The organism is bacterium, from assembly GCA_036382775.1.
In the GTDB taxonomy this organism is placed as follows: domain Bacteria; phylum Hydrothermota; class Tepidihabitantia; order SM23-42; family JAOAFX01; genus DASVHD01.
Genome location: DASVHD010000046.1, coordinates 45,532 through 67,434, shown reverse-complemented (window position 1 = coordinate 67,434; position 21,903 = coordinate 45,532). Strand labels below are relative to the sequence as shown.

Sequence of the window (21,903 nt, the reverse complement as noted above, 5' to 3'; positions counted from 1 at the left end):
TCCCAATGATAGGAATAATACCCAGTTTTGGCTAAAAGTCAAGATAACGGCATTTTTTTTAAAAATACCTGATTATCAGGTAAATGTTGCACAGCAATACGACCAGTATCATTGCTGGCATTGCGTACTTGCAATACTCAAGCCAACCGATGCGGTGTCCTTCCTCTTCGGCCCGTGCTAAACCCACGACATTGGCGGACGCGCCAATCGGCGTGCCGTTACCCCCGATATCCGCACCCAGGGCCAGGGACCAGGCCAATGGTCCGAGCGGCATGCCGTTGTTGGCAAGCCCGGCGATGACCGGGACCATGGTTGCCGCGAACGGGATATTGTCGACCACCGATGAAGCGAACGCCGATACCCACAGGATCAGGGAAACCACCAGGATGGCGTTTTCGCCTGATACCCGGCCGATGAAATCAGCCAGCAATTTCAGCACGCCGGTATGCTCAAGACCGCCAACACAGATGAACAGGCCGACAAAGAACAAGATCGTCCGCCAGTCAAATTGCTTCAGGACTATCATGCTCTTCTTGAAGGCGATGATCAGAATTAAAAAAGCTGCGATGCATCCAATGGACGCCACTGTGATGCCGGTCTTATTATGAGTAACCAGCAGGGCGATCACGGTCAGGAAAACGCACGCATAAACAAAGAAAAGCGGTTTATTTTTGATCGCCGATGCGGGCTGAGGATGTTTGATGCCGGCAACCGGTTCAGCCCTGAGCTTCTTGCGGAATACCAGATAGAAGTACACGAGCGCCACGATCATACAGATCCAGGCGATCGCGCCGGTGTTTAAAAGAAAATCAAAAAAAGAATAATTCAGTGAAGTGCCGATGATGATATTCGGCGGATCGCCCGACATAGTCGCGCTGCCGCCGGTATTAGCGGCGAAGATCTCCGCGATGATCATGGGGATCGGATTGAATTTGAGCAGGTGAGCCAGTTCGATGGTGACCGAAGACAGGAATAGCAGGACCGTGATGCTGTCGATGAACATCGCCAGGAAACCGGAGAGAAGAAAAAAAGCGACGAAAACCGGAAGCACCTTGTACTTGACGATCTTGGCAACCAGGAAGCAGAGCCACCTGAAAAATCCGACCATTTCCAGGCCCTCGATCATGATCATCATGCCGCCGATAAAGATGATCGTCTGCCAGTTGACGCCATGCGATACCTCGCATTTCGCGCCGCGGATGATCCAGAAACACCCCTTAAAGATCTCCTGGAAATTGAGCACCCAGCTTATGCCGCTTAGATTGCGGAAAACCAAAACCAGGGTGAGTACTGCGCCACCCAGAGCCGACAGGTAGCGGTGCCATTTATCGAACATGATGCTGATAAACATCGCCAGGAATATGGCGACGGCAAGGATCTGGTCAAGGTTCATGATATTTTTTTCATTATAACCAGGTTTATCGCAAAATCAAGGACCTGCAAACTTCCTTGACTTGCCCGCGCAAATCCATATGATATTGAACGCATGAAACTTGGAATCGCACTGGGCGGCGGAGGCGCCAAAGGTCTGGCTCATATCGGCGTCCTGGAGGTGCTTGAAGAACACGGTATCAGACCATCGTCTATCGCGGGCACTTCGATCGGCAGTATCATTGGCGCGGTCTATTGCCTTCACGGAATCGCGGAAAATTTGAGGGTGACCGCCAAAAAGATCATTGGATCTGATGAATTCAAAGAACTCGGGCTGGATCGATTCTATACCAGGGAAACCAATATTCTCGCGCGTTTTAAAAAGGAATTGTTTGAAAAACTGTATTTCGGCACGCTCCTGTTCAAGCAGTCCCATCTGCATAACGAAATTGCCCGCAAATTCTTTAACAATATCTTCGGCGATAAAACATTCGGCGATTGCCGCATTAAGTTCTCGTGCAGTGCCCTGGATATTGAAACCGGCAATGAGGTCGTCTTTAGGACCGGGCCGCTGAGCACTGCGGTGCAGGCAAGCTGCGCCATACCCGGTATCTTTCCGCCGTATGTTCATGACGACGCGCTGCTGGTCGACGGAGGGTTCACGACTAATATCCCCATCGAAGCCGTCAAAGGATCGGGTGCCCGGACGGTCATCGCGGTTTACCTGGGTGACCGGCCCAAGTTCACGGGCGAGCCGAATACCGGATACCGTATAGGCCAGCGCACGCAGTCGTTCATCAAATACCATCTCGACCAGAACCTGCTGCAGCGGGCTGATCTTACCATCAATCCCGATGTTGACGACTTTCACTGGGCAGATTTTTCTTCCTTTGATATCCTGGTGGAAAGGGGCCGCGTGGCGGCATTGAACAGTCTGGGGCAGCTGAAAAAAATGAGATCCTGGTTGTACTTCCTGCGCCGGCGTTTTTTTACAAGTAAATAAGATCGCCTTCGTGATATAACGACAGAAAAAGCAACAGGTACTCGCGGATGTGCCTGGTTATCAGGAAGTTATTCCTGATGTGTTCCCGTCCATTGACGCCGAGTTTTTGGGCGTACGCCGGTTCGTGCAGCAGCTGCTTCAGATAATGGATCGTTCCATCGATGGAACGGGTGAGGATGCCTGAATATTTATGCGTTATCTGCAAAGGAATGCCGCCGACCGCCGAAGCGATAACGGGTTTGGCTTTCCATAAAGCTTCAGCCACGGTCAGACCGAAGCCCTCTTTCAATGATTTCTGGAGTATGACCGTGGACGCCCTGACCAGCGCATTGATCGCGATATCGCTGGCCGACGGCAGGAAAAGAATATGGATATCCTGATCACCAACCGCGGCTCGCCTTACTTCATTCAGTACCTGCTGGGCCTCCGGATCGTCCGTGGCCCCGCCGCCGGCCAGGATCAGCTGGCAGTCAACATGTTTTTTTACTTTTTTATAAACTTCGACCACGCCCAGGGGATCCTTTAGATAATCGAACCGGGAGATCTGGGTCACGATCGGCCGCTTCCCGTCGATCCCGTATTTCTCAAGCACCGAGCCGATGATCTCAGGGGTGAGATCCCTGTTCTTATCGCTTAAAGGATCGATCGAAGGAGATATCAGGATCTGTGGAATGGTAATATTACGAGCAAAGGCCGGAGCGGAAAAAACCGCGCGGTCATACATTTCTATATAAGTCTTTAAGAAATCCATGACCGCCGGCCGCGGTTCCGTGAAATCGATGTGGCAGCGCCATATCCATTTTTTTCCTGATTCCCTTTTCATGTCCACCAGCGCGATCGGCTGCGGATCATGGATGAACAGCACATCGCCGTAGAGCGGCATCTCCCGGGCGTTATCGTGATTGACGTGCAGGAAATACTCGAAGTCCTCGGAAGAGAGTTCGACATCAACGCCATGTAAGGCATTATGGATATTCTTGGTTATGCTGAAAAATCTCTCGTTACCCTTGATGACGTCCCATTTTGCCTCGACACCGAGCTGCTTAAGCAACGGAATCATATTCGTGAGGATCTCCGCGACTCCGCCGCCGACTGGCGTGGAATTGATGTTCTGGATCACTCTGCCTCTGATTTTTTCAGCCAGCAGGAACAACTCATCGACCACGCTCTGACCGCAGATCGAGGAATAATCGTTAATGTTCGGCATATTCTGATATCAAATACAAAATTCTTGCCCTTAAAGTCTCCAGCGTGCACGTGTAAGGATCCAGCTTTCGCAGCTGCGCTGCCAGGGTTTTTTCATTAATACTGTCGCACCACCGGGCAAAATCATTTCCGCCCTTGCCCAGCCGCAGGCGGGCTTCGAACATGTGATAATAAAGAGAATCAACGCTGATCTTCTTTATATTATCGGCCAATTCTGCCAGGCCGGCCGCTTCGGATCCGGTAGATATGACGAATGTCGTGCAGCTCATAAAATGAAATTCTTCGCCGGGCGCGCAAAGGGGTGATTGCCGGCCTTTCGACAGGTAATTCTCCAGGGTATTCACAAATACGCTCCTGATGCCCTCGAGGGTGTCGTAAGAGACCGTGTCAATGCTGGCAAATGCCTCGCCCAGCTCTTTCATGTTTACAGTATTTGTCAGCCAGTAGGCGAAATCATTGGGCGGCTCGGGCGACAGGCAGTTATGCTGCTGCAAGAACCGGTGGGTATGGTAATATATGGAGGATAGTGGGACCGACTTTATCCCCACCAACAGCTCGGCCGGGCTGCAGACTTTGATACCGAGCAGACGCACAAGGTTGAACCGCGTGTAGAAAATAAAGGGTTCGTTCATCGCGCCAATTGTTCAAGCAGCCGGCGGACTTCCATATAATCGCGAAGATTATAGAGCGCGTATGAAGACACAACTCCGACCCTGATCGTATACGATCTCGGCGGCAAGGCTTTAAAGAGCTCCTCATCGGTCCAGTCGTCCCCGATCGCCATGATGAAATCATGATCCCGTGCCGTTAAGAAATGCATCGCTGCGACGCCCTTATTCACTCCGGCATTTCTTACCTCAATGACCTTGCTGCCCTGAAGGACCTGTACGTCCATGTTGGCCGTGTACTCGACGAGTTCATCCATCAGCTCCTTGGCGCGCAGGGCGCCAAGTTCAGGATCGGCCCCGCGATAGTGCCACACGACCGAAAATTCCTTTTCTTCGACGAAGGATCCAGGTAAACGGTCCGCATACGTTATGAGGATCGGCAGGATCTTCGCTTTCCAGTCACCCAGCATCGGCTTGATCATTTGCCAGTCATTTTCCGGCTCTTTTATCCATACGCCGTGTTCAGCCACCAATCCGATATTCAATTTGCCAAGCCAATCGGTGAGAGTTGCCCGGTCACGGCCGCTCACAATGATCAGATCTATGTCCTCCTTGGATGAGATCTGCCCGAGGGTCGTCAGGATCTCATTGGTAGGTTTAGCCTTGCGCGGATCGACGGTGAATGGAACGATAGTGCCGTCATAGTCCAGGAAGATCAGTTTCCTCTGCGCCTTTTTAAAATCGTCGAGCAGGTGATTTTTTATTTCAGGATTTATGAGTTTAGCATAGAATCTTTCCGCCTGCATCTTTTTGATCGATCGAAGTTCATCGATGAAATCGGTGGCCCACCGCACGACATCATAACGCTGCAGCCGGTTCTGCATCGCTTGGTTCCGATGCGTTTGCTCTTCCTCGGTCATATCCAGTGCCTGCTTCAGCGCCGCGGTCAATTCCTCAACGCTATTAGGGTTGATTATGATCGCTTCACCCATTTCCTTTGCCGCCCCGGCCATTTCGCTGAGGATAAGTATGCCTTTAAGGTCGGATCGAGAAGCGACGTACTCTTTTGCCACCAGGTTCATGCCGTCCCTCAAGGGCGTCACCAGGCAGATGTCACCAGTCCTGTACAGAGCTAGCAGTGGCTCGAAAGGCAGGAATTTATACTGATAAATTATGGGCGTCCAATCAATATCACCGAACTTGCCATTGATCTTCCCTACCAATTCATCGATCTGTTTTTTCATATTCTGATAACTATCCACGCCGATACGGGAAGGTACGAGGATCAGAACCAGCACGACTTTTTTTCGATAATCGGGATTTTTTTCGAGAAAAAGTTCATAACCGCGCAGCCGGTTCACCACGCCCTTCGTATAATCAAGACGGTCGATCGAAAGAACAACGCGGTATTTGGCCAATTCGCTTTTGAGTTCCTCTTCCTGTTCTTTTACGCCGGGCGCGGTGCCGGCCTCGTTGAATTTTGCGTAGTCTATGCCCATGGGAAACGTATCTGCCTTGGCGACATGGTTCGTCATGTTAATAAGACCCATGTCATGTTCATAGCCCAAAATCCTCAAGACGCATCTTAAAAAATACTGTGTGTATTCCTGGGTATGGAAACCTATCAAATCGGCACCCAGCAGGCCGTTGAGAAGTTCAAACCGGCACTTTCCCGGCAGCTGCCGGAATAATTCGAAGGACGGAAACGGAATGTGATGGAAATATCCGATCGACAATCCCGGCATTTTATCCCGTAAAAGCCCAGGTAACAACATAAGATGATAATCGTGCACCCATATAACGTCATCGGGTTTTGTAATTTCCAACACGGCGTTGCAGAACATCTCGTTGACCGATCTGTATCGGATCCAGTAATCATCATCGTACGTGACATAGGAGGGAAAATAATGGAAAAGCGGCCAGATCGTCTTATTGCAGAATCCCAGGTAGAATTTATCCATCTCTTGCTCGGTAAGAAAAACCGGGTAAGCCTGGAATTTAGCGAGCAGTTCAGACCTTACCTTGTTGTTGAATTTTTTATCTATTGAAGTACCGGGCCACCCCAGCCATGTGTAATCGGACTTTGCAAAAGACGAGCTCTTGAGCGAATCCAGATAAGCGCTCAGACCTGAGACCAAACCACCGGAGCTTTCTTTGAACGTCATGGCATCGCCCTCCTGGACCACAGTGACCGGCAGTCGGTTGGACACGATGATCATTTTCATTATATTACTATAATAGAAAATAGCATTCAGTCAAGCATGCCTTTCATATGGTCAATGCCGGCGAGAATTATGATCGTTCATTTATTTTATATTTTATTTATGGAAGACCATGCGCGTTCAAATAAGTGTATCGGCCAATCCGAATTCGTCGGCGATCTTGAGTGCCCTCTGGTATTCCCCCGGCGTGATCCGGCGGCTTAGTTCCGGAAACTCATTTGCCCGAAACGCCGGATGGTACTGAGCCATGATGTTCACCGCTGCTTTGCGCGAGATCTTCATGCCGATAAACTCCAGGCAGGCGGCAGTACCGGCCAGATCTCCGGGTAAAACCAGATGGCGGATCAATAGCCCCTTTTGCACTATCCCTCCTTGGCCGGTCACCATATCCCCAACCTGCCTATGCATTTCCACAAGCGCCGGCCGCGCGGTATCCCAGTAGTCTTTTACCCCTGAATATTTGAAAGCCAAGGCATTATCACTATACTTAATGTCCGGCATATAGATATCGATCACGCCGTCCAGTAATTTCAGCGTTCGAGTCGATTCATAACCGCCGCAGTTATAGACCACGGGGATGGTCAGACCGCCGGCCTGCGCCAGCATCAGGGCATCCACGATCTGCGGTACCCAGGGCGTCGGCGTTACCAGGTTGATGTTGTGGCTGCCCAGTTCCTGAAGTTCGAGCATCATCTCGCACAAACGCCTGACGCCAATCTGCTTTCCGATACCGGATTGGCTGACATCGTAGTTCTGACAGAACACGCAGTGCATGTTGCAATGCGCAAAAAATATCGTGCCTGAGCCGCTGGTGCCGATCAGCTGTGGCTCTTCGCCGAAATGCTGGTGATAGGAGGAAACCTTCGGATCGGACCCGGCGCGGCATGACCCGGTCTCCCCTTTTATACGCTCCGCCCGGCAGTCATTAGGGCAGAGCCGGCAGGGCGATAACAGGTCATATAGTTCGCTGATTAATTCTTGTGTAATTTTTTTCATCTTATCTCTTAATTTCGCTTTTTTCAGCAAAGCGTGTTTACAGCCTAAGCGTGTATCTTTTGCTCCCCTTTATAATTTTCTGTTTTCTCCCAACTTCTTATCTTCCTAACCTCTCACCTTCCCAACTTCATTATTTTTTCAAGCCGTATCTATAATACGCCGCGCATGAACCTTCGCTGGAGACCATGCAAGCGCCGACCGGCGAAGCCGGCGTGCATTTCTTGCCGAACAGCGCGCATTGAGCGGGTGTCTTCAAACCCAGCAGAACCTTGCCGCATATGCATCCTTTTGGTTCCGCGCTTATCGGTGTCTTCAGTTTGAATTTCCTGCTCGCGTCATGATCCCGGTACTCGGCGCGTATGGCTAGCCCGGACCCGGGAATGACACCGATCCCGCGCCATTCGCTGTCAGCCGGCACAAAAACACGCGCCAGCATGGTGAGTGCGGTCTGGTTACCCTCAGGCTTGACGACCCGCGCGTATTCATTATCGATCCGCGCTTCATTTTTCACGATCTGCCGCACCAGGTCAAGAATACCCTGCAGGATGTCGATCGGCTCAAATCCAGTCACGCAGCCCGGTATATGATGGACCCCGGCAAGGAACTGATAGGGGTGCGTGCCGATGATGGTCGAAACGTGGCCGGGCAGGATAAGACCATGAACATTGATCCGGCGGGACCGGGCGATGAGATCAAGCGCGGGCGGGATCGATTTGACGGCGGGCAGGACCGAAAAATTCTTTACCTTTTTTTTCGATGCTTCCATGATAGTCGCGGCGATCGAAGGCGAAGTCGTCTCGAACCCGATGCCGATAAAAATTATCTCCTGGCCGGGGTTCTGTTCGGCAAGCACCAGGGCATCCCGGGCTGAATAGACAATGCGCGGATGATATATCTCCAGGCTGGACCGTGAGCCAGGCACGCGCACCATGTCGCCGAAGGTCGTGATGATCATGTCCGACTGCCTTGCGAGTTCGATCGCGTGATCAATAACGGACAGCGGCGTGACGCAAACCGGGCAGCCCGGGCCTGATAGCAGTTTCAGGTTCCCGGGCATCATATTCCTGATGCCGGCAGCCGCGATCGCCATTGTATGGGTACCGCAGACCTCCATCAGGTTTATCTGGCGGTCACAGAGCTTTTTAATCTCGGCGATTATGCACTGAGCAGGACTATTCATTGGAAATTCTAAACAATATCAAAATTCTAAATCCAAATCTATTTAACATTCGTGGTATTTGCTGTAATTCGCAGTATTCGTGATCTTAAATCTTTTCCAACTGATGGAAATGCATGCGGACCGTATTGCGTCCCGCCCCCTTTGCCTCATACAGCGCCTTGTCCGCGCATTTTATCAGTTCACCGGGGTTGCTGCCATCCTCGGGATATGAAGAGACACCGGCCGAAAAAGTGATCCGGCGCTCTTCCTGCCCCCGCGCAAAATCACGGAGAGACAGTTCATTCAGCAGGATACTGAGGGTTTTTGCCGCCTCCGGCTTCTTGGTTTCCAGGAACATGATGATGAATTCATCGCCGCCGTACCGCCCGACGACATCGGTATCCCGGAAATGTTTGGTCATTTGCTGTGCCAGCTGCATGAGCAGCTGGTCGCCGGACTGGTGTCCGTACGTGTCGTTATAGTATTTAAAATTATCAAGGTCCAGGATCGAAATGGATAGATCATGCTGAAAGCGGCGCGCCCGGTTCAATTCTTCGGCAAGACGGTCCCGGAAGTGTCCGATATTGTAGAGCTTAGTCAGCGGGTCCATGGAAGCGAGATCGCGCAGGGACGCGAAACTCAGCGTATTGTTGAGCGCGATCCCGGTGATGGACGCGACCACGCCCAGCATGCTCCTCTCCCTTTCTTCGAACTCGCTGTTGCGCACGATCGCGATCACGCCATAGATATCTTGCTGATACACGATCGGCTGGCAAAATGTGGGATCGAAGATCGGAAAAGGTTCTTTGATCCTGAGCATTTCGAATTCCCGGGGGCTCAGCGGGATCCTCTTTTCCAGAGTCGTGCCGACCTTGCCCTCGCCTTTTTCGTAGACAAGCTTCGGCAGCCAGTTCTCGTTCAAGCCGTGCTGAGCCATGATATTCAGCCGTTTCCCTTTCTCATCCCGCATGAAGATCGCGACTTCGGGCGCGTTAAGAAAGTTCGCCACAAGGGCTGTGGTTTCTCTCGCGATCTCGACGGGATCCTGCTTGGACGCCACCCGGATCATCGAAGCGAAAAACAGGTTGTCTTGCGAATTGATGCGTTTGATCTCGGAACGTATCGCGATGTTCTCTCTTTTTTGACGGTCCAGTTCGTCCGTGAGGATGCCGATCTGGTTTAAGAAGCTGGTTTTGGAACTGGCGCTCGCTGATTTGCTGATGGCGACTATGATCGCTATGACCAGCGCAAATGCTCCGATCAGAATGATGATCGTCATAACCCCTAATTGTCCTAATGGCGGCATATTTAATTCTAATTAAAACGCTTCCCGTGTCAAGACGATCCAGAGAGCCTTGAAAAAATATTCATCGCTCTCTCGAAGCCTTCATTATAAGCAAGGTTGACACCATGGTTTTTCTGGTTATAATAGCCCATGGAATTATCCGTCAATGTCGATCACATCGCGACCTTGCGGGAAGCGCGCCGGGAAGACTTTCCAGACCCGGTCTACGCCGCGGTCGAAGCCGAGCTGGCCGGCGCTGACGGTATCACGATCCATCTCAGGGCCGACCGCAGGCATATCAAGGAACGGGATCTCAGGCTCCTCAGGGATATCATCAAAACCGAGTTAAATCTGGAAATGGCGGCAACGCCGGAAATGGCGAAGATCGCGCTTTCGGTCAAACCTCACCGCGTCACCCTGGTGCCTGAATCATCAGACGAAGTCACTACTCAAGGCGGCTTGAACCTGCTGCAGAGCAAAGAAGACCTCAGGCCGATCATATCCCGTCTCAAGGACCAGCGTATCAGGGTCGGTATTTTTATTGACTCCGATATCGAGCAGATCAAAGAAGCAGTGCGCGTCGGCGCACAATATATTGAGATCAATACCAATGAATATTCCAAACTGAAAAATTACCGGAACGCGCTCATCCAGATAGCGCGCGCCGCAAAAGCCGCGCGCCGGGAAGGATTCACGATCCACGCCGGCCACGGCATTGATTACCGCAATATCCTGCCGCTGCTGCGGTTCCCGGAGATCAGCGGATATTCCATCGGATTTGCGATCATCGCGCGCGCAGTTTTCGTCGGCATGAGACAGGCAACCGCTGAAATGGTTTCCATCATCAAAGGAGCAAGATGAAGAATATCGGTCTTAGAATGATAATTGTGCTGGTATTGCTCGCGGTCGGGATCTACACGCTCTACCCTACGATCAGAGTATACACGGCACAAGGACTTTCTAAAAATGAAGAAAATGCGCTCATGAAACGGGCGATCCACCTTGGTCTCGACCTCAAAGGCGGCATGCACCTTATCCTCGAGGTTGATACGACCGTATCCAGTGAAAATCCCTCTGACCTGCGTGACCGAGCGCTCGAGATCATCAAGAACCGCATCGACCAGTTCGGTGTTTTCGAACCGATCATCGAAAAACAGTCGACATCAAGGATCCTTGTCCAGCTGCCCGGAGTCGACCGCGATAGAGCCGTTAACCTTATCGGAAAGATAGCCCACCTGGAATTCAAGTTGGTTGAGGACGAAAGGGCGAACGATGTGTTCAAGACCGTCGACCGGTTCCTTCAAGGCGGCGACACGATGGCTTTTGAGGAACCGCTGTCGTCGTATTTCATAAGCGTGGAGCGCGACGCCGGGATCGATGTCAGGGATGAAGATTCGGTCAACGCCCTGCTGACAAGGGCCCAAACGGCAATGCCTGCGGACATCCAGATCGCCTTCGGCCCCAAGGAAAAATACGAAAGCCGGGACGTCAGGCGCATCTACGTGCTCAAAAAGGAACCGGAAATGACCGGTGAAGCGATACGCGATGCCCGTCACCAGCCGTATCAGGGTTCGGAACTGCAGTATACCGGGAGCTGGTACATAGAAATGGAGTTCAAACGCGATGCTGCCCGGAGATTTGCCACGATCACCGGCAAGAACATCAACAAACGGCTCGCGATCGTGCTTGATAACATGGTCCAGTCGGCGCCGGTGATCCGCGAGCGGATCCCTCAGGGCAGGGCCATGATCTCAGGTCAGTTCAAGGCCGATGAGGCACGCGACCTGGCGATCGTGCTCAGGGCCGGCGCTCTGCCGGCTCCGCTCAAAATCGTGGAAGAACGTTCGGTCGGACCATCGCTCGGCCGCGACTCGATTACCAGCGGCATACGGGCAGCGCTTCTCGGCGCGGCCGTGGTTGTCCTTTTCATGTTGATCTACTACTCGCTTTCCGGGTTGATCGCGGACTTTGCGATGGCTCTCAATATCATCCTGCTTATCGGCATTTTGTCAGCGTTCCATGGCACGCTAACCATGCCCGGGATCGCCGGTATTGCCTTGACTATCGGCATGTCGGTGGACGCTAATATTCTGATCTTTGAACGGATCCGCGAAGAACTTAAGATCGGCAAGACGATAAGGACCGCCATCAGCCAGGGATTTTCGCGCGCCTGGCTGGCGATATTCGACTCCAATATGACGACCATCATCACGGGTATCGTCCTCTACATCTTCGGAACCGGACCGATAAAAGGCTTTGCCCTCACCCTGATCATAGGGTTGGTCACGAACTTGATCACTGCGGTCTTTGTGACGAAAGCGGTGCTTGATTACTTCACTTTGAAGTTTGAAACATCAAAACTGAGGATATAACATGATTGAACTGGTTAAAAATCCCAATCTCGATTTTATGGGCTTTCGAAAGTACGCGTATATTTTTTCGCTTGCCTGCGTTGTTATCGCCCTGCTGCTGATCTTTATCAAAGGACCGCGGCTGGGCGTGGATTTCACGGGCGGTGCCCTGATATGGGTAAGGTTCGAAAAAACAGTGGAAACCGGCGACATTCGCGTTTCGCTGGGTAAGATCGGCCAGGCTCAGGCATCGATACAGAAATTGGCCGGGACCAATGAATTCGTGATCCGTTCCGTTGAGAAAAAAGACCCGGCAAAATTCGCCGATGAAGTCATCACCCGGTTAAAGCTGGATTTCAATGACAATCTGCCCGAACTCAGAGCAAAAGAAACCGTGGAACCGAAAATCAGCCAGGAATTGACCCGCAACACGATATTCGCCGTACTGCTCTGCCTGTTCCTGATGGGCGTTTACGTATGGTTCCGGTTCGACTTTCGCTTTGGCGCGGCCTCGGTCATTTCCTTATTCCACGATATCCTGATCACGACCGGCGCGCTGGTATTGACCGGCCGCGAATTCACCATCCCGGTGATCGGCGCGCTTCTCACGATCCTCGGTTATTCGATCAATGATACGATCGTCATCTCCGACCGCGTTCGCGAGGATTATAAAAAAATGCGCGGCTTGCCATACCGGGACCTGATCAACAACAGCGTCAATGAGACATTTTCAAGGACCGTACTGACCGGTACCTTCGTGATCATTTCGCTATTTTTACTGTTCTTCGTGGGTGGACCGGTCATCGCCGATTTCGCATTCACGCTGATCGTCGGCCTGATCTTCGGAACCTATTCCTCGACCTTTGTGGTCTGCGCCCTGGTCGTCGACTGGAACGAACGCTTCCCGAAGAAGGGCAAGAAATAGAAACGAATCCAACGAATATAAATATACGAATTACACGAATCCTGCGCCTCCTGCGAACGAAGTGATCCTGCGATTACTGCGTTTCCTGCGTCTATTATTCGCCACCGGATTTTTCACCGGTTACATTCCGTTCGCGCCCGCGACTTTCGCATGCCTGATCAGCGTTGCCGTCTGGTATTGCCTTATATCTTTCAAGATCTTTTACCTGGTTATCAGTATCGGGCTTTTTGCCGCAGGGATCTTTCTGTCCGACCAGTTGTCAAAGACCATGGGTAAGGACCCTCGACAGATCGTCATCGACGAATATGCCTGCCTGCTGCTCCCCCTTTTTTTCACACCCCTAAAGATCATACCGCTGGCCATTACCTTTGTGCTGTTCCGGCTGTTCGACATCGTCAAACCACCGCCCCTGCGCCAGTTGGAGAAACTTCCCGGCGGCTGGGGCATCATGCTGGACGACCTGGGAGCTGCGGTCTATACCATGGTAGTGGTCATCGTCCTGCAGGCGTTTATCAGGTTCAAGTAACAATGAATACTGTCCTGAAAAACCGTTTTTCGTTATACGTCCTGGCGGCCCGTATCGTTGCACGGCGTTGTTGTACGGTAACGGACTACGTATGGCGATGAACGAAAAACGATACGAGCGGCGACGCCGAACAACGAATGACAGGGTACCGCATATTCTGAAGGATCTCCAACATACCCTGACCAGCCGCGGCCTGACGATCAGCGTCTGCGAATCGTGCACCGGCGGCATGCTCGGCAGTATGATCACGAGCCGGTCCGGCAGTTCCGCTTATTTTCTCGGCGGGATCATCGCCTATGCTAATACCGTTAAACAACGCGTCGTCGGAGTAAGATCGCGGACCCTGCTGACATCCGGCGCGGTGAGCGCGCGTACGGCCCGGGAAATGGCGCAGCACGTCAGGCAGATAACCGGCTCCGATATCGGGATCAGCATAACGGGCATTGCCGGGCCTGCGGGCGGCACCAGATCAAAACCAGTTGGGCTCGTGTACGTGTCCGCGGCGGATAAAAATGTCTGTCTGGTGCAACGCTTTCAGTTCCACGGCAGCCGCGCTTTTATCCGTAAAAATGCATGCCTTGGCTCCCTGCAAACCTTGAAGGCGCTCGTGAGCAAAGGCAAAGCGTCATGAGAGCATTTATCGCCATCGAAACGCCCGCCATTATCCGGGATAAAGTATCCAAGATAATCGAAGCGGGAAAAGCAAAAAGAATGTCGATAAAATGGGTGGCGTACGAAAACCTGCACATTACCTTGAAGTTCCTGGGCGAAATATCTGATGCCGCGAAGGATGAAATCATCCCGGCGATCGCAGAAACCGTAGCGTCGGTGCCGCAATTCATGGTTCAGGTATCAGGAATCGGATGTTTCCCCGGTCCGCGGCAGCCCCGCGTTCTCTGGGCCGGCGTTATTCAGGGCGGCGACTCGATGATCGCGATCGCAGAAAACCTGGACCGGAACATGGCGCGGTTCGGATGCAAGATCGAAGATAAAAAATTCCATCCCCACCTGACTTTTGGCCGGGTAAAAACATTCTGCCCGGTCGATGACATCCTTAAGCAGGAACTACACACCGACGCTTTCATGGTCGACCGCATCACCCTTTTCAAATCGACACTCAGACCGGAAGGACCAAAGTACGACCCGGTCCGAACATTTACGCTCGCACCTTAAGGCAGATAACTTCTATTCAGGTTGAAGAGGGCGTTGAATACCCCGCGATAAACATCCGGGTAATCACGCTGGACATCCCGCAGAAAGAGCCTTATTTTCTCCCGCTTGTTATCCTGACTGTACGGACAGGTATTAGCATCACCGGGTATACCGCAGGCGCGGGCGATTTTTTTGATCAGCTCCTTGTCAAAAAAATACAGCGGGCGGATGAAAAAAAACCGGCCCTGGATGACCGATTGTTTCGGCAGGCAGGTGGCGACCTGACCGGTGTAGATCAAGTTTAACAGCAGCGTTTCGACCACATCCTGCTTCTGGTGCGCTAGCGCCACGTTGAAGATGCTCAACGATTCCCGGATCAACCCCACCAACCGACCGTTTCTCCGCGCCATCCAGTCCGGGTCTTTACCAGTATGCTATCTTAGCACGACCAGCTGCTTTATCGCGACGCCCTTATTCGATTCCAGGCGATAGAAATAAACGCCGTTGGGAACGAGGTTGCCTTTCTGGTCGCACGCATCCCAGTGCACGCGATGCGTGCCCATACCGAACTGTCCCTTGGCCAGCACCCTGACCGGTTCGCCGATAAGATTATAAACTGTCATTGTAATGTTCAGCGACCGGCCGAGCGTGAACTCGATCTCGGTGTAATTGTCGACCGGGTTAGGCGAGTTCTTGTTCAAAGTAATAAGGTCGCCGTTGTCCTTTTTGGTCTCGTTGAACATAACCAGTTTCCGGTTGGTTTTGTCGAACAGTACAAGACTCTGGTTTGCTGGATTAGCGATCAATTCGCTCTCAGATGGCATTCCCGGTGTCTGAACCTTGCCGGTATACTTGCCTTCGCTGTTGAGCACGACGATGGAATCAGCGAAAAGCATATAAAGCTTGCCGCTCTTGTCCGCAGTTATATCGAGGATCGTGCCGGACGAACTATAGACGACCCGGTTCCGGTAGTTTTCTGCGTGCTGGAACGCCCCGCCGGTCCACGCGTAGACACGGTTATCCTTAAGCGTGTACAGCGGTATTGATGATTCGGCATAATCAGCCAGCGGTACCGTGGCGAACTTTTGCGCATCCGCGGGGATCGCGCCCACCATTTTCCCATTTTCCCAGAATGTCAAGCGCCCTGCTTCCAGTGCGATCAGGGAATTCTGGCCTGCCGCGGACACGACCTTTAACTTGCTCGGTGCGGCGAATATGGCTTCGGATTCCTCGTCGGTTCCCTTATTGATGTCAAATAGCGCCAGGCGGTTATTGTCCCTTACCAGATAGACCGTGGCGTCACCGATCGCGAATAGTCTAGCACCCGAGATCCCGCTTATTATCAAAGGTGTTTTAGACGATGGCTCAAGCTTTAATATCGTAGCCGACGAAAGCAGCCAGATCTCGCCTTCCTTGCTGATCGCGATATCGTTTATTTGTATGCCCTTTGGTAGGACTATTTCTTCAGTTTGCTGCCATTCACCGAATAAACAACATATAAGAAAGAGTATCACGGTTATATGTTTCATGGACCTCCTTGATAGATCCTATCATGATCGACCATCCTTTATTGCTCTTCATGTTAGATTATATTGATATTCCATAAATTGTCAAGGGGGAAACCGACCGGGCTTTCCCCCTTGTATGGACCATGCTTTTAACGCCGGCTCTATGGTTTGAAATCGAACGGGATCGCCGTGTTCTGCTCGAACGGCACGCCGTCTTTTGTAGCCGGCTCAAACTCCCACTTTTTCGCGGCAGCCAGAGCTGCTTCCTCACACGCGGGGTTGCCGAAACTTGATAAAATAATCACGTTTTTGACCTTGCCGTCAATACCCACGATCACCCTCACGACCACCCGTCCGGTCGCACCCAGTGCACGGGCTGATTCCGGATACTTGGGCGATGTCTGTTTCTTAGGAATAGGTCTGGTAATAACCGATGCTTTTGGCGGAATGACAGGCGGCGCAACCGGCGGGGTTGTCACGGCAACGGCTGTGGTTTCTTTCTTCGCGGCGGCTTCCAGCAGTTTCTCCGGGGCCAGGACCGTCTTGGGTTTTATCTCTGGCAGCTTCTCGGCCTTTTCAGGGACCGCGGGCGTCACGACCTCTGGCTTCTTCGGCGGTACATAAGCGACCGCCACCCTGCGTTCTGCTTCGGGTATCCAATAAGAATAGACGCTCGCCAGCTGGATGCCTTCACCCGCGCCTTTAACCCGCAGATAACTTGCCGAGATCCGATTGGGCACGATCAGGAACGTGTAAGGTTGGTCCTCGTACACTATCTTCTGGAATTGACCCCATGTTTCCTTGGCCTTCTTGCGGTTCAGCATGGTTACGCCTTCATCGATAAGCGAATCGGCCGTGCGGTTTTTGTATGATATGAAATTGAACTTGCCCCTGGCCGGTTCTGAATACCAGTACGCGGTCGGATCGATCTTTTCACCGACGCTCCAACCCATGACAAATCCGTCAAAATTCCTGCTCACGAGGGACTGGATGAACGCGGCGGCGTCAAGATCACGCGCATTCACTTTGATGCCCAAACTTTTAAGGTCGTTCACGATATTACCCAGGATAGCCACGCGGTCCGGGTTTTCGATATTGGTAATGATGTTGAGAGTGAACTCCTGGTTGTTCTTTTCCAGATATCCATTTTTGTTCTTGTCGCCGTATCCCTTCTGCCTTAGGATCTCCTTGGCCTTCGCGGGATTGTACTCGACGGGCGCGATGTCTTCGCTGTATCCCCATGATGTCGGCGGTAAAGGCCCCAGCGAAAGCGTACCCATACCCGCAAAGATATCATTGAGGATCTTGGACCGGTTTATCGCCATGCTGATCGCCTTTCTCACATCCTTGTCCTTCAGGTCTTCGTTGTTGAGATTCCAGCCGACGTACGTGTAACTGTTGCCGGGCCGGGAATCCACGGTCACGTTCTTGTTGGCACTCAGGGACTTAGCCGCGGTCGGCGCGATATCAAGTATCAAGTCCAGGCTGCCCTGCGAAAATGCCGCGATCATGGAATCCGGGTTTGTGAAATTGATCAGGTCGATCTCATCAAGCGGCGGCTTGCCCCGGTAGTACCCCTCGTTCGCGACCATGATCAACGAACTGCCGGCGTTGAACTCCTTGACTTTGTACGGACCATTGCCGATCGGCTTTTTTCCGAAATCGGCCTTGAGTTTTTCATACACGTGTTTGGGCACAGGCATGATATCGGAATCGGTCAGCAGGTCGGCGTACACGCGGTCGAAAGTGAAACGGATCGCATGGGTGCCAATTAGTTCAGCTTTTTTTATGAACCTTATCCGGGCGATATCGGAGTAGCCGAAATCAGGATCAGTCATTCTTTCGTAGGTATACAGAACGTCCTCGGCCGTTACGGGTTCGCCATCCCACCACTTGACGTCAGTGCGCAGGTAATAGGTGATCGAAGACAGGTCCTCGGAAAATTCCCAGGACGAAGCGAGTTCCGGTTTCATTTTACCGGTCTCAGGATCAATGCGGTGAAGGTGCATATATAAAAGGTCCAGAATATCATTGGAACTGAAAACTGAGGGCGACAAAGGCGAGAGTTCTTCGGGGAACTCGGTGGTGCCGATCACGAGCTTGCCACCCGGTTCACCCGTAAGGGGCTCGGTCTTCTGCGCACATCCCGCGATGATAAGTGCCGCGCTGATCAGAATGAAAAATAATTTCTTCATGAAACCTCCTTTGGTGGTGTATTTTTTGCTATTAGCCATATGCTATTAGCTGTCCGCTATTTATTATACATTATAATTGAGAATTTATTCCCGTCAATAGCCAACATACTGCTCGATTGCCCCATTTTTTTTGAATTCTATAATGATAAATGGTCCCTGAACGGGATAACCAGTATGTCATTTTCACGATATCACAATGTAAGACGTGTACTTCAACGCCCCATTTTCTGTAACTTCTTTAATGAAAAATGGGACGTATACTTCAACGCAGTGATGCACAGAAGCATAGATTACAGTGATGAGAAAAGAACAAGATTACGGTGATGAAAGAACAGGGATTGAGAGCTTTAATCCTTTGGCGGGTTTTCCAAATGGACTTTCATGTGCGGGTACGGGATCTCAATTCCTTTCCGGTCGAATTCCTTCTTTATTCTTTTCCGAAGCTCGCCCATGACCTGCCATTGCAGGATCGGCAGGGTCTCACCCCAGATCTTTATTTCTACTCCGGAAGCACCCAGGGAATCGACACGCAGTACCTGGGGCGTCTTGATGATCTTCGCGCCCCACTGGGGATCCGCGGCGAGTTCCGTACACACCCGGTTCACGACCGCGATCACGGCATCAATATCCTCCTTGTAAGCAACGGTGATATTCATGTTGACCCGAGAAAACTCTTTGGTAAAGTTGCTGACAACATTAATGGTCCCGTTAGGGACAATATGGACAATACCGTCCATGTCTCGCAGGACAGTCCGGCGCAGATTGATCTCCTCGACCTGACCCGCGATATCCACTATTTTAACGACATCGCCAACGCCGTACTGGTTTTCCAGCAGGATGAAAAATCCGTTGATCAGGTCTTTGATCAAGCTCTGCGCGCCGAAACCGACGGCAATGCCGATGATCCCCAGGCTGGCAAGCGCTGGTCCGATGTTTATACCGGTCTCGGCGCCGATCGTGAATAGCACGATCAGTATGATGATGACGCCCAGTGTGTTGTTCAGCACGCGACCGATCGTACGGATCCTTTTCTCCGCTTCGACACCCGGCTTGTCCTTCATGGACAGGACCACCGTGCGTTTGACCAGACGGGGGATCAGCCCCCGGAGTAGAATATAAAAGCACACTCCGAGTGCCAGTATAAAAGCGATCCTCAGTCCGTGTTGTCTCAGCCACTCGATCATATTTCATCCCCAAACCACTTGATGGTCTTTTTCAAACCTTTTTCCAGTCCCACCATGGGCTGCCAGCCCAGCAGTTTCCGCGCCCTTGAGATATTCGGTTTCCGCTTCCTCGGGTCGTCCTGAGGCAGGGGATGAAACTTCAGCATACTTTTGCTCTTCGTCAGTCTCTTGACCATGCGGGCAAGTTCGAGCATGGTGTATTCACCAGGGTTTCCGAGATTGACCGGCATGAAATAACCGCAACGGGCAAGGCGCGCGATCCCGTCGACCAGGTCGTTTACGTAACAGAAGCTCCGCGTCTGCTTGCCCGTACCAAAAATAGGCATAGGCTGGCCGCGCAGGGCCGCACAGATGAACGCCGGGATGACCCGGCCGTCGCCTTCTCGCATCCGCTCGCCGTAGGTGTTGAAGATACGCACGATGTTCACTCTGAGGCCGTACCTGGAGTGGTACGCGACTGTCATCGCCTCCGCGAACCTCTTGCCTTCGTCGTAAACTGCCCGTGGTCCGACTGAATTCACGTTGCCCCAGTATTCCTCGCGCTGCGGGTGAACCTCAGGATCGCCATAGACCTCGCTGGTGGAAGCCAGCAGGAACTTGGCCTTTTTTTGCCGCGCCAGTTCGAGCATGTTGTAGGTGCCGAACGAAGCGGTCTTCATCGTTTCGATCGGGTATTTAAGATAATCGAACGGGCTGGCCGGCGAGGCGAACTGGAGTATTAGATCTACCCGTCCCTTGATGTTAAATGGCCGGCTGATATCGTGACGGATGAATTCGAACCGCGCCGCGCGCGCGTGGTGAGCGATATTCTCCTTACGGCCCGTGATCAAGTTGTCCACTGTGATGACCTCGTGGCCGTGCGCCAGGTAATGATCGGTCAGGTGCGATCCGATAAATCCGGCGCCGCCCGTTATGACCACCCTCATCGCCCGATCCCCGCGTAGAGGAACCCAAGTTTTTTCATGGCCAGTGGATCATACAGGTTCCTGCCGTCCAGCAGGACCGGCTGCCGCATGGAAACCAATACTTTTTTCATGTCGAGCTTGTCCGATCGGAATTCGTCCCACTCGGTCACCAGGATTATCGCGTCAACACCCTGGGCGACCTCGTACGCATTCCGGCAATATTCGATATCCGGCATGATCTCCTTCGCCCGCTCCATCGACACCGGGTCATAACCCTTGACCATGGCGCCCTGTTTTTGCAGTTCGCCGATGATCGTGATCGACGGTGCGAAGCGCATGTCATCAGTGTTCGGCTTGAACGCCAGTCCCAGCACGCCGATCTTCTTATCCTTCAGGTTCCACAGCATGTCCTCCAGCCGCTTAACCGCCCTGAGCATTTGCTCCTCGTTGACGTTCTCTACTTCTTTGAGCAGCCGGAAGTCGTATCCCAGTCTGGACGAGATCCCGATGAACGCTTTTAGATCTTTGGGAAAGCAGAAACCGCCGAACCCGAGCCCCGCGTTCAGGAAATCCCGGCCGATCCTCTTGTCCAGGCCCATGCCCTCGGCGACCTTAAGGACATCCGCGCCGGAACGCTCGCAAATCACCGACACGGCGTTGATAAATGAGATTTTCGTGGAAAGAAACGAGTTCGATGCGTGCTTGATGAGCTCGGCGCTCGCGATATCGGTGACGATCTTGGGCGCGTTTATCGGTTTGTAAAGTTCGAGCAGTTTTTCCTTTGCCCGTTCGCTTTCCACGCCCAGCACGATACGGTCGGGGTTTGAGAAATCACTTATCGCTGAACCCTCTCTCAAGAACTCGGGGTTGGACGCCACATCGAATTCCTTCGCGTTTTTGCTGAACCGCTCCACTACTGTCCGCACCCATTTCCCGGTTTGGACCGGGACCGTGCTTTTTTCAACGATCACGCGGTAATCCTTCATGGCGGCACCGATCTCCATCGCGACCTGCTCCACGCTGGAAAGATCCGGTTCGCCGTTTTCCTTGGGCGGCGTGCCGACCGCAATGAACAAGATCTCCGATTCGTTGACGCCTTCGGCGATCGAGTTTGAAAATTTCAACCGGCCGGCTTTAACATTCTTTTTTACCAGTTCTTCGAGTCCCGGTTCATAGATCGGTATCCCGCCTTTTTTCAAAACCTCGATCTTCCGGGCATCGTTGTCGACGCATATGACGTTATGGCCGATATCCGCGAAACAAGCGCCGGTCACCAAGCCCACGTAGCCCGTCCCTATCATGCACAC

The 21,903-nt window shown here is 52.2% G+C and carries 20 protein-coding genes; 7 read left to right on the top strand and 13 right to left on the bottom strand.

All coding sequences use genetic code 11. The features are described 5' to 3' along the window. Positions 1–58: 58 nt before the first annotated feature. On the bottom strand, positions 59–1,393 hold the full coding sequence (locus tag VF399_11685) for an SLC13 family permease (GenBank protein HEX7321000.1): 1,335 nt from the start codon (positions 1,391–1,393) through the stop codon (positions 59–61). Between the two features lie 93 nt (positions 1,394–1,486). Here VF399_11685 and VF399_11680 point away from each other — a divergent pair, with 93 nt between their 5' ends. Further along, the gene (locus tag VF399_11680) at positions 1,487–2,374 is read left to right on the top strand and encodes a patatin-like phospholipase family protein (protein HEX7320999.1); all 888 of its coding nucleotides are present in this window, start codon (positions 1,487–1,489) and stop codon (positions 2,372–2,374) included. Here the strand turns inward: VF399_11680 and VF399_11675 are convergent. The 6 genes from VF399_11675 to VF399_11650 form a co-directional block, all read right to left on the bottom strand. Further along, positions 2,361–3,581 (bottom strand): glycosyltransferase, encoded by a 1,221-nt coding sequence (locus VF399_11675; GenBank protein HEX7320998.1) that lies wholly within the window; start codon positions 3,579–3,581, stop codon positions 2,361–2,363. The genes VF399_11680 and VF399_11675 overlap by 14 nt on opposite strands. After that, positions 3,568–4,212 carry a DUF5752 family protein gene (locus VF399_11670; protein ID HEX7320997.1) on the bottom strand — a complete coding sequence of 215 codons (645 nt, stop codon included), beginning with the start codon at positions 4,210–4,212 and terminating at the stop codon, positions 3,568–3,570. Before VF399_11670 ends, VF399_11675 begins: the two co-directional genes overlap by 14 nt. Beyond that, positions 4,209–6,413 (bottom strand): bifunctional alpha,alpha-trehalose-phosphate synthase (UDP-forming)/trehalose-phosphatase, encoded by a 2,205-nt coding sequence (locus VF399_11665; protein ID HEX7320996.1) that lies wholly within the window; start codon positions 6,411–6,413, stop codon positions 4,209–4,211. Before VF399_11665 ends, VF399_11670 begins: the two co-directional genes overlap by 4 nt. A 117-nt stretch (positions 6,414–6,530) precedes the next feature. Next, a complete protein-coding gene (locus VF399_11660; GenBank protein ID HEX7320995.1) occupies positions 6,531–7,406 on the bottom strand; it encodes a radical SAM protein in 876 nt (291 codons plus the stop codon). A 130-nt stretch (positions 7,407–7,536) separates the two neighbouring features. Then, positions 7,537–8,586 carry a hydrogenase formation protein HypD gene (gene hypD / locus VF399_11655; GenBank protein HEX7320994.1) on the bottom strand — a complete coding sequence of 350 codons (1,050 nt, stop codon included), beginning with the start codon at positions 8,584–8,586 and terminating at the stop codon, positions 7,537–7,539. 85 nt (positions 8,587–8,671) lie between these two features. After that, positions 8,672–9,844, bottom strand: a complete 1,173-nt coding sequence (locus VF399_11650; protein HEX7320993.1) for a sensor domain-containing diguanylate cyclase — start codon at positions 9,842–9,844, stop codon at positions 8,672–8,674. A gap of 156 nt (positions 9,845–10,000) precedes the next feature. Here VF399_11650 and VF399_11645 point away from each other — a divergent pair, with 156 nt between their 5' ends. From VF399_11645 to thpR, 6 genes are all read left to right on the top strand, one after another. Then, the gene (locus VF399_11645; GenBank protein HEX7320992.1) at positions 10,001–10,711 is read left to right on the top strand and encodes a pyridoxine 5'-phosphate synthase; all 711 of its coding nucleotides are present in this window, start codon (positions 10,001–10,003) and stop codon (positions 10,709–10,711) included. Then, on the top strand, positions 10,708–12,222 hold the full coding sequence (gene secD / locus VF399_11640) for a protein translocase subunit SecD (GenBank protein ID HEX7320991.1): 1,515 nt from the start codon (positions 10,708–10,710) through the stop codon (positions 12,220–12,222). The genes VF399_11645 and secD overlap by 4 nt, the downstream gene beginning before the upstream one ends. Before the next feature lies 1 nt (position 12,223). Further along, positions 12,224–13,126: a protein translocase subunit SecF gene (gene secF, locus VF399_11635; protein ID HEX7320990.1), complete on the top strand. Its 903-nt coding sequence runs from the start codon at positions 12,224–12,226 to the stop codon at positions 13,124–13,126. A 61-nt stretch (positions 13,127–13,187) separates the two neighbouring features. Continuing rightward, complete coding sequence (locus VF399_11630) at positions 13,188–13,652, top strand: phosphatidylglycerophosphatase A (GenBank protein HEX7320989.1); 465 nt, start codon at positions 13,188–13,190, stop codon at positions 13,650–13,652. A 97-nt stretch (positions 13,653–13,749) separates the two neighbouring features. Continuing rightward, positions 13,750–14,283 (top strand): nicotinamide-nucleotide amidohydrolase family protein, encoded by a 534-nt coding sequence (locus tag VF399_11625; protein HEX7320988.1) that lies wholly within the window; start codon positions 13,750–13,752, stop codon positions 14,281–14,283. Continuing rightward, on the top strand, positions 14,280–14,825 hold the full coding sequence (thpR, locus tag VF399_11620) for an RNA 2',3'-cyclic phosphodiesterase (GenBank protein ID HEX7320987.1): 546 nt from the start codon (positions 14,280–14,282) through the stop codon (positions 14,823–14,825). The genes VF399_11625 and thpR overlap by 4 nt, the downstream gene beginning before the upstream one ends. Here thpR and VF399_11615 read toward each other — a convergent pair. From VF399_11615 to VF399_11590, 6 genes are all read right to left on the bottom strand, one after another. After that, positions 14,822–15,214, bottom strand: coding sequence for an ATP-binding protein (locus tag VF399_11615; protein ID HEX7320986.1), 393 nt, complete (start codon positions 15,212–15,214; stop codon positions 14,822–14,824). The two genes, thpR and VF399_11615, sit on opposite strands and share 4 nt — an antisense overlap. Positions 15,215–15,238: 24 nt before the next feature. Further along, on the bottom strand, positions 15,239–16,333 hold the full coding sequence (locus VF399_11610; GenBank protein HEX7320985.1) for a T9SS type A sorting domain-containing protein: 1,095 nt from the start codon (positions 16,331–16,333) through the stop codon (positions 15,239–15,241). 140 nt (positions 16,334–16,473) lie between these two features. After that, a complete protein-coding gene (locus VF399_11605) occupies positions 16,474–18,507 on the bottom strand; it encodes a TonB family protein (protein ID HEX7320984.1) in 2,034 nt (677 codons plus the stop codon). A gap of 347 nt (positions 18,508–18,854) precedes the next feature. Next, the gene (locus tag VF399_11600; protein HEX7320983.1) at positions 18,855–19,691 is read right to left on the bottom strand and encodes a mechanosensitive ion channel family protein; all 837 of its coding nucleotides are present in this window, start codon (positions 19,689–19,691) and stop codon (positions 18,855–18,857) included. Next, the gene (locus VF399_11595) at positions 19,688–20,617 is read right to left on the bottom strand and encodes a UDP-glucuronic acid decarboxylase family protein (protein HEX7320982.1); all 930 of its coding nucleotides are present in this window, start codon (positions 20,615–20,617) and stop codon (positions 19,688–19,690) included. The genes VF399_11600 and VF399_11595 overlap by 4 nt, the downstream gene beginning before the upstream one ends. Beyond that, the gene (locus VF399_11590) at positions 20,614–21,897 is read right to left on the bottom strand and encodes a UDP-glucose/GDP-mannose dehydrogenase family protein (GenBank protein ID HEX7320981.1); all 1,284 of its coding nucleotides are present in this window, start codon (positions 21,895–21,897) and stop codon (positions 20,614–20,616) included. The genes VF399_11595 and VF399_11590 overlap by 4 nt, the downstream gene beginning before the upstream one ends. Between the last annotated feature and the right edge of the window lie 6 nt (positions 21,898–21,903).

What these genes read in the sequence shown, in the direction of transcription:
- secF (HEX7320990.1), top strand. Translation starts at nt 12,224, where the DNA reads ATGATTGAACTGGTTAAAAATCCCAATCTCGATTTTATGGGCTTTCGA.
- VF399_11675 (HEX7320998.1), bottom strand. Translation starts at nt 3,581, where the DNA reads ATGCCGAACATTAACGATTATTCCTCGATCTGCGGTCAGAGCGTGGTC.
- VF399_11650 (HEX7320993.1), bottom strand. Translation starts at nt 9,844, where the DNA reads ATGACGATCATCATTCTGATCGGAGCATTTGCGCTGGTCATAGCGATC.
- VF399_11645 (HEX7320992.1), top strand. Translation starts at nt 10,001, where the DNA reads ATGGAATTATCCGTCAATGTCGATCACATCGCGACCTTGCGGGAAGCG.
- VF399_11595 (HEX7320982.1), bottom strand. Translation starts at nt 20,617, where the DNA reads ATGAGGGTGGTCATAACGGGCGGCGCCGGATTTATCGGATCGCACCTG.
- VF399_11625 (HEX7320988.1), top strand. Translation starts at nt 13,750, where the DNA reads ATGAACGAAAAACGATACGAGCGGCGACGCCGAACAACGAATGACAGG.
- VF399_11685 (HEX7321000.1), bottom strand. Translation starts at nt 1,393, where the DNA reads ATGAACCTTGACCAGATCCTTGCCGTCGCCATATTCCTGGCGATGTTT.
- VF399_11590 (HEX7320981.1), bottom strand. Translation starts at nt 21,897, where the DNA reads ATGATAGGGACGGGCTACGTGGGCTTGGTGACCGGCGCTTGTTTCGCG.
- VF399_11605 (HEX7320984.1), bottom strand. Translation starts at nt 18,507, where the DNA reads ATGAAGAAATTATTTTTCATTCTGATCAGCGCGGCACTTATCATCGCG.
- VF399_11610 (HEX7320985.1), bottom strand. Translation starts at nt 16,333, where the DNA reads ATGAAACATATAACCGTGATACTCTTTCTTATATGTTGTTTATTCGGT.
- VF399_11665 (HEX7320996.1), bottom strand. Translation starts at nt 6,413, where the DNA reads ATGAAAATGATCATCGTGTCCAACCGACTGCCGGTCACTGTGGTCCAG.
- hypD (HEX7320994.1), bottom strand. Translation starts at nt 8,586, where the DNA reads ATGAATAGTCCTGCTCAGTGCATAATCGCCGAGATTAAAAAGCTCTGT.
- VF399_11660 (HEX7320995.1), bottom strand. Translation starts at nt 7,406, where the DNA reads ATGAAAAAAATTACACAAGAATTAATCAGCGAACTATATGACCTGTTA.
- secD (HEX7320991.1), top strand. Translation starts at nt 10,708, where the DNA reads ATGAAGAATATCGGTCTTAGAATGATAATTGTGCTGGTATTGCTCGCG.
- thpR (HEX7320987.1), top strand. Translation starts at nt 14,280, where the DNA reads ATGAGAGCATTTATCGCCATCGAAACGCCCGCCATTATCCGGGATAAA.
- VF399_11600 (HEX7320983.1), bottom strand. Translation starts at nt 19,691, where the DNA reads ATGATCGAGTGGCTGAGACAACACGGACTGAGGATCGCTTTTATACTG.
- VF399_11680 (HEX7320999.1), top strand. Translation starts at nt 1,487, where the DNA reads ATGAAACTTGGAATCGCACTGGGCGGCGGAGGCGCCAAAGGTCTGGCT.
- VF399_11615 (HEX7320986.1), bottom strand. Translation starts at nt 15,214, where the DNA reads ATGGCGCGGAGAAACGGTCGGTTGGTGGGGTTGATCCGGGAATCGTTG.
- VF399_11670 (HEX7320997.1), bottom strand. Translation starts at nt 4,212, where the DNA reads ATGAACGAACCCTTTATTTTCTACACGCGGTTCAACCTTGTGCGTCTG.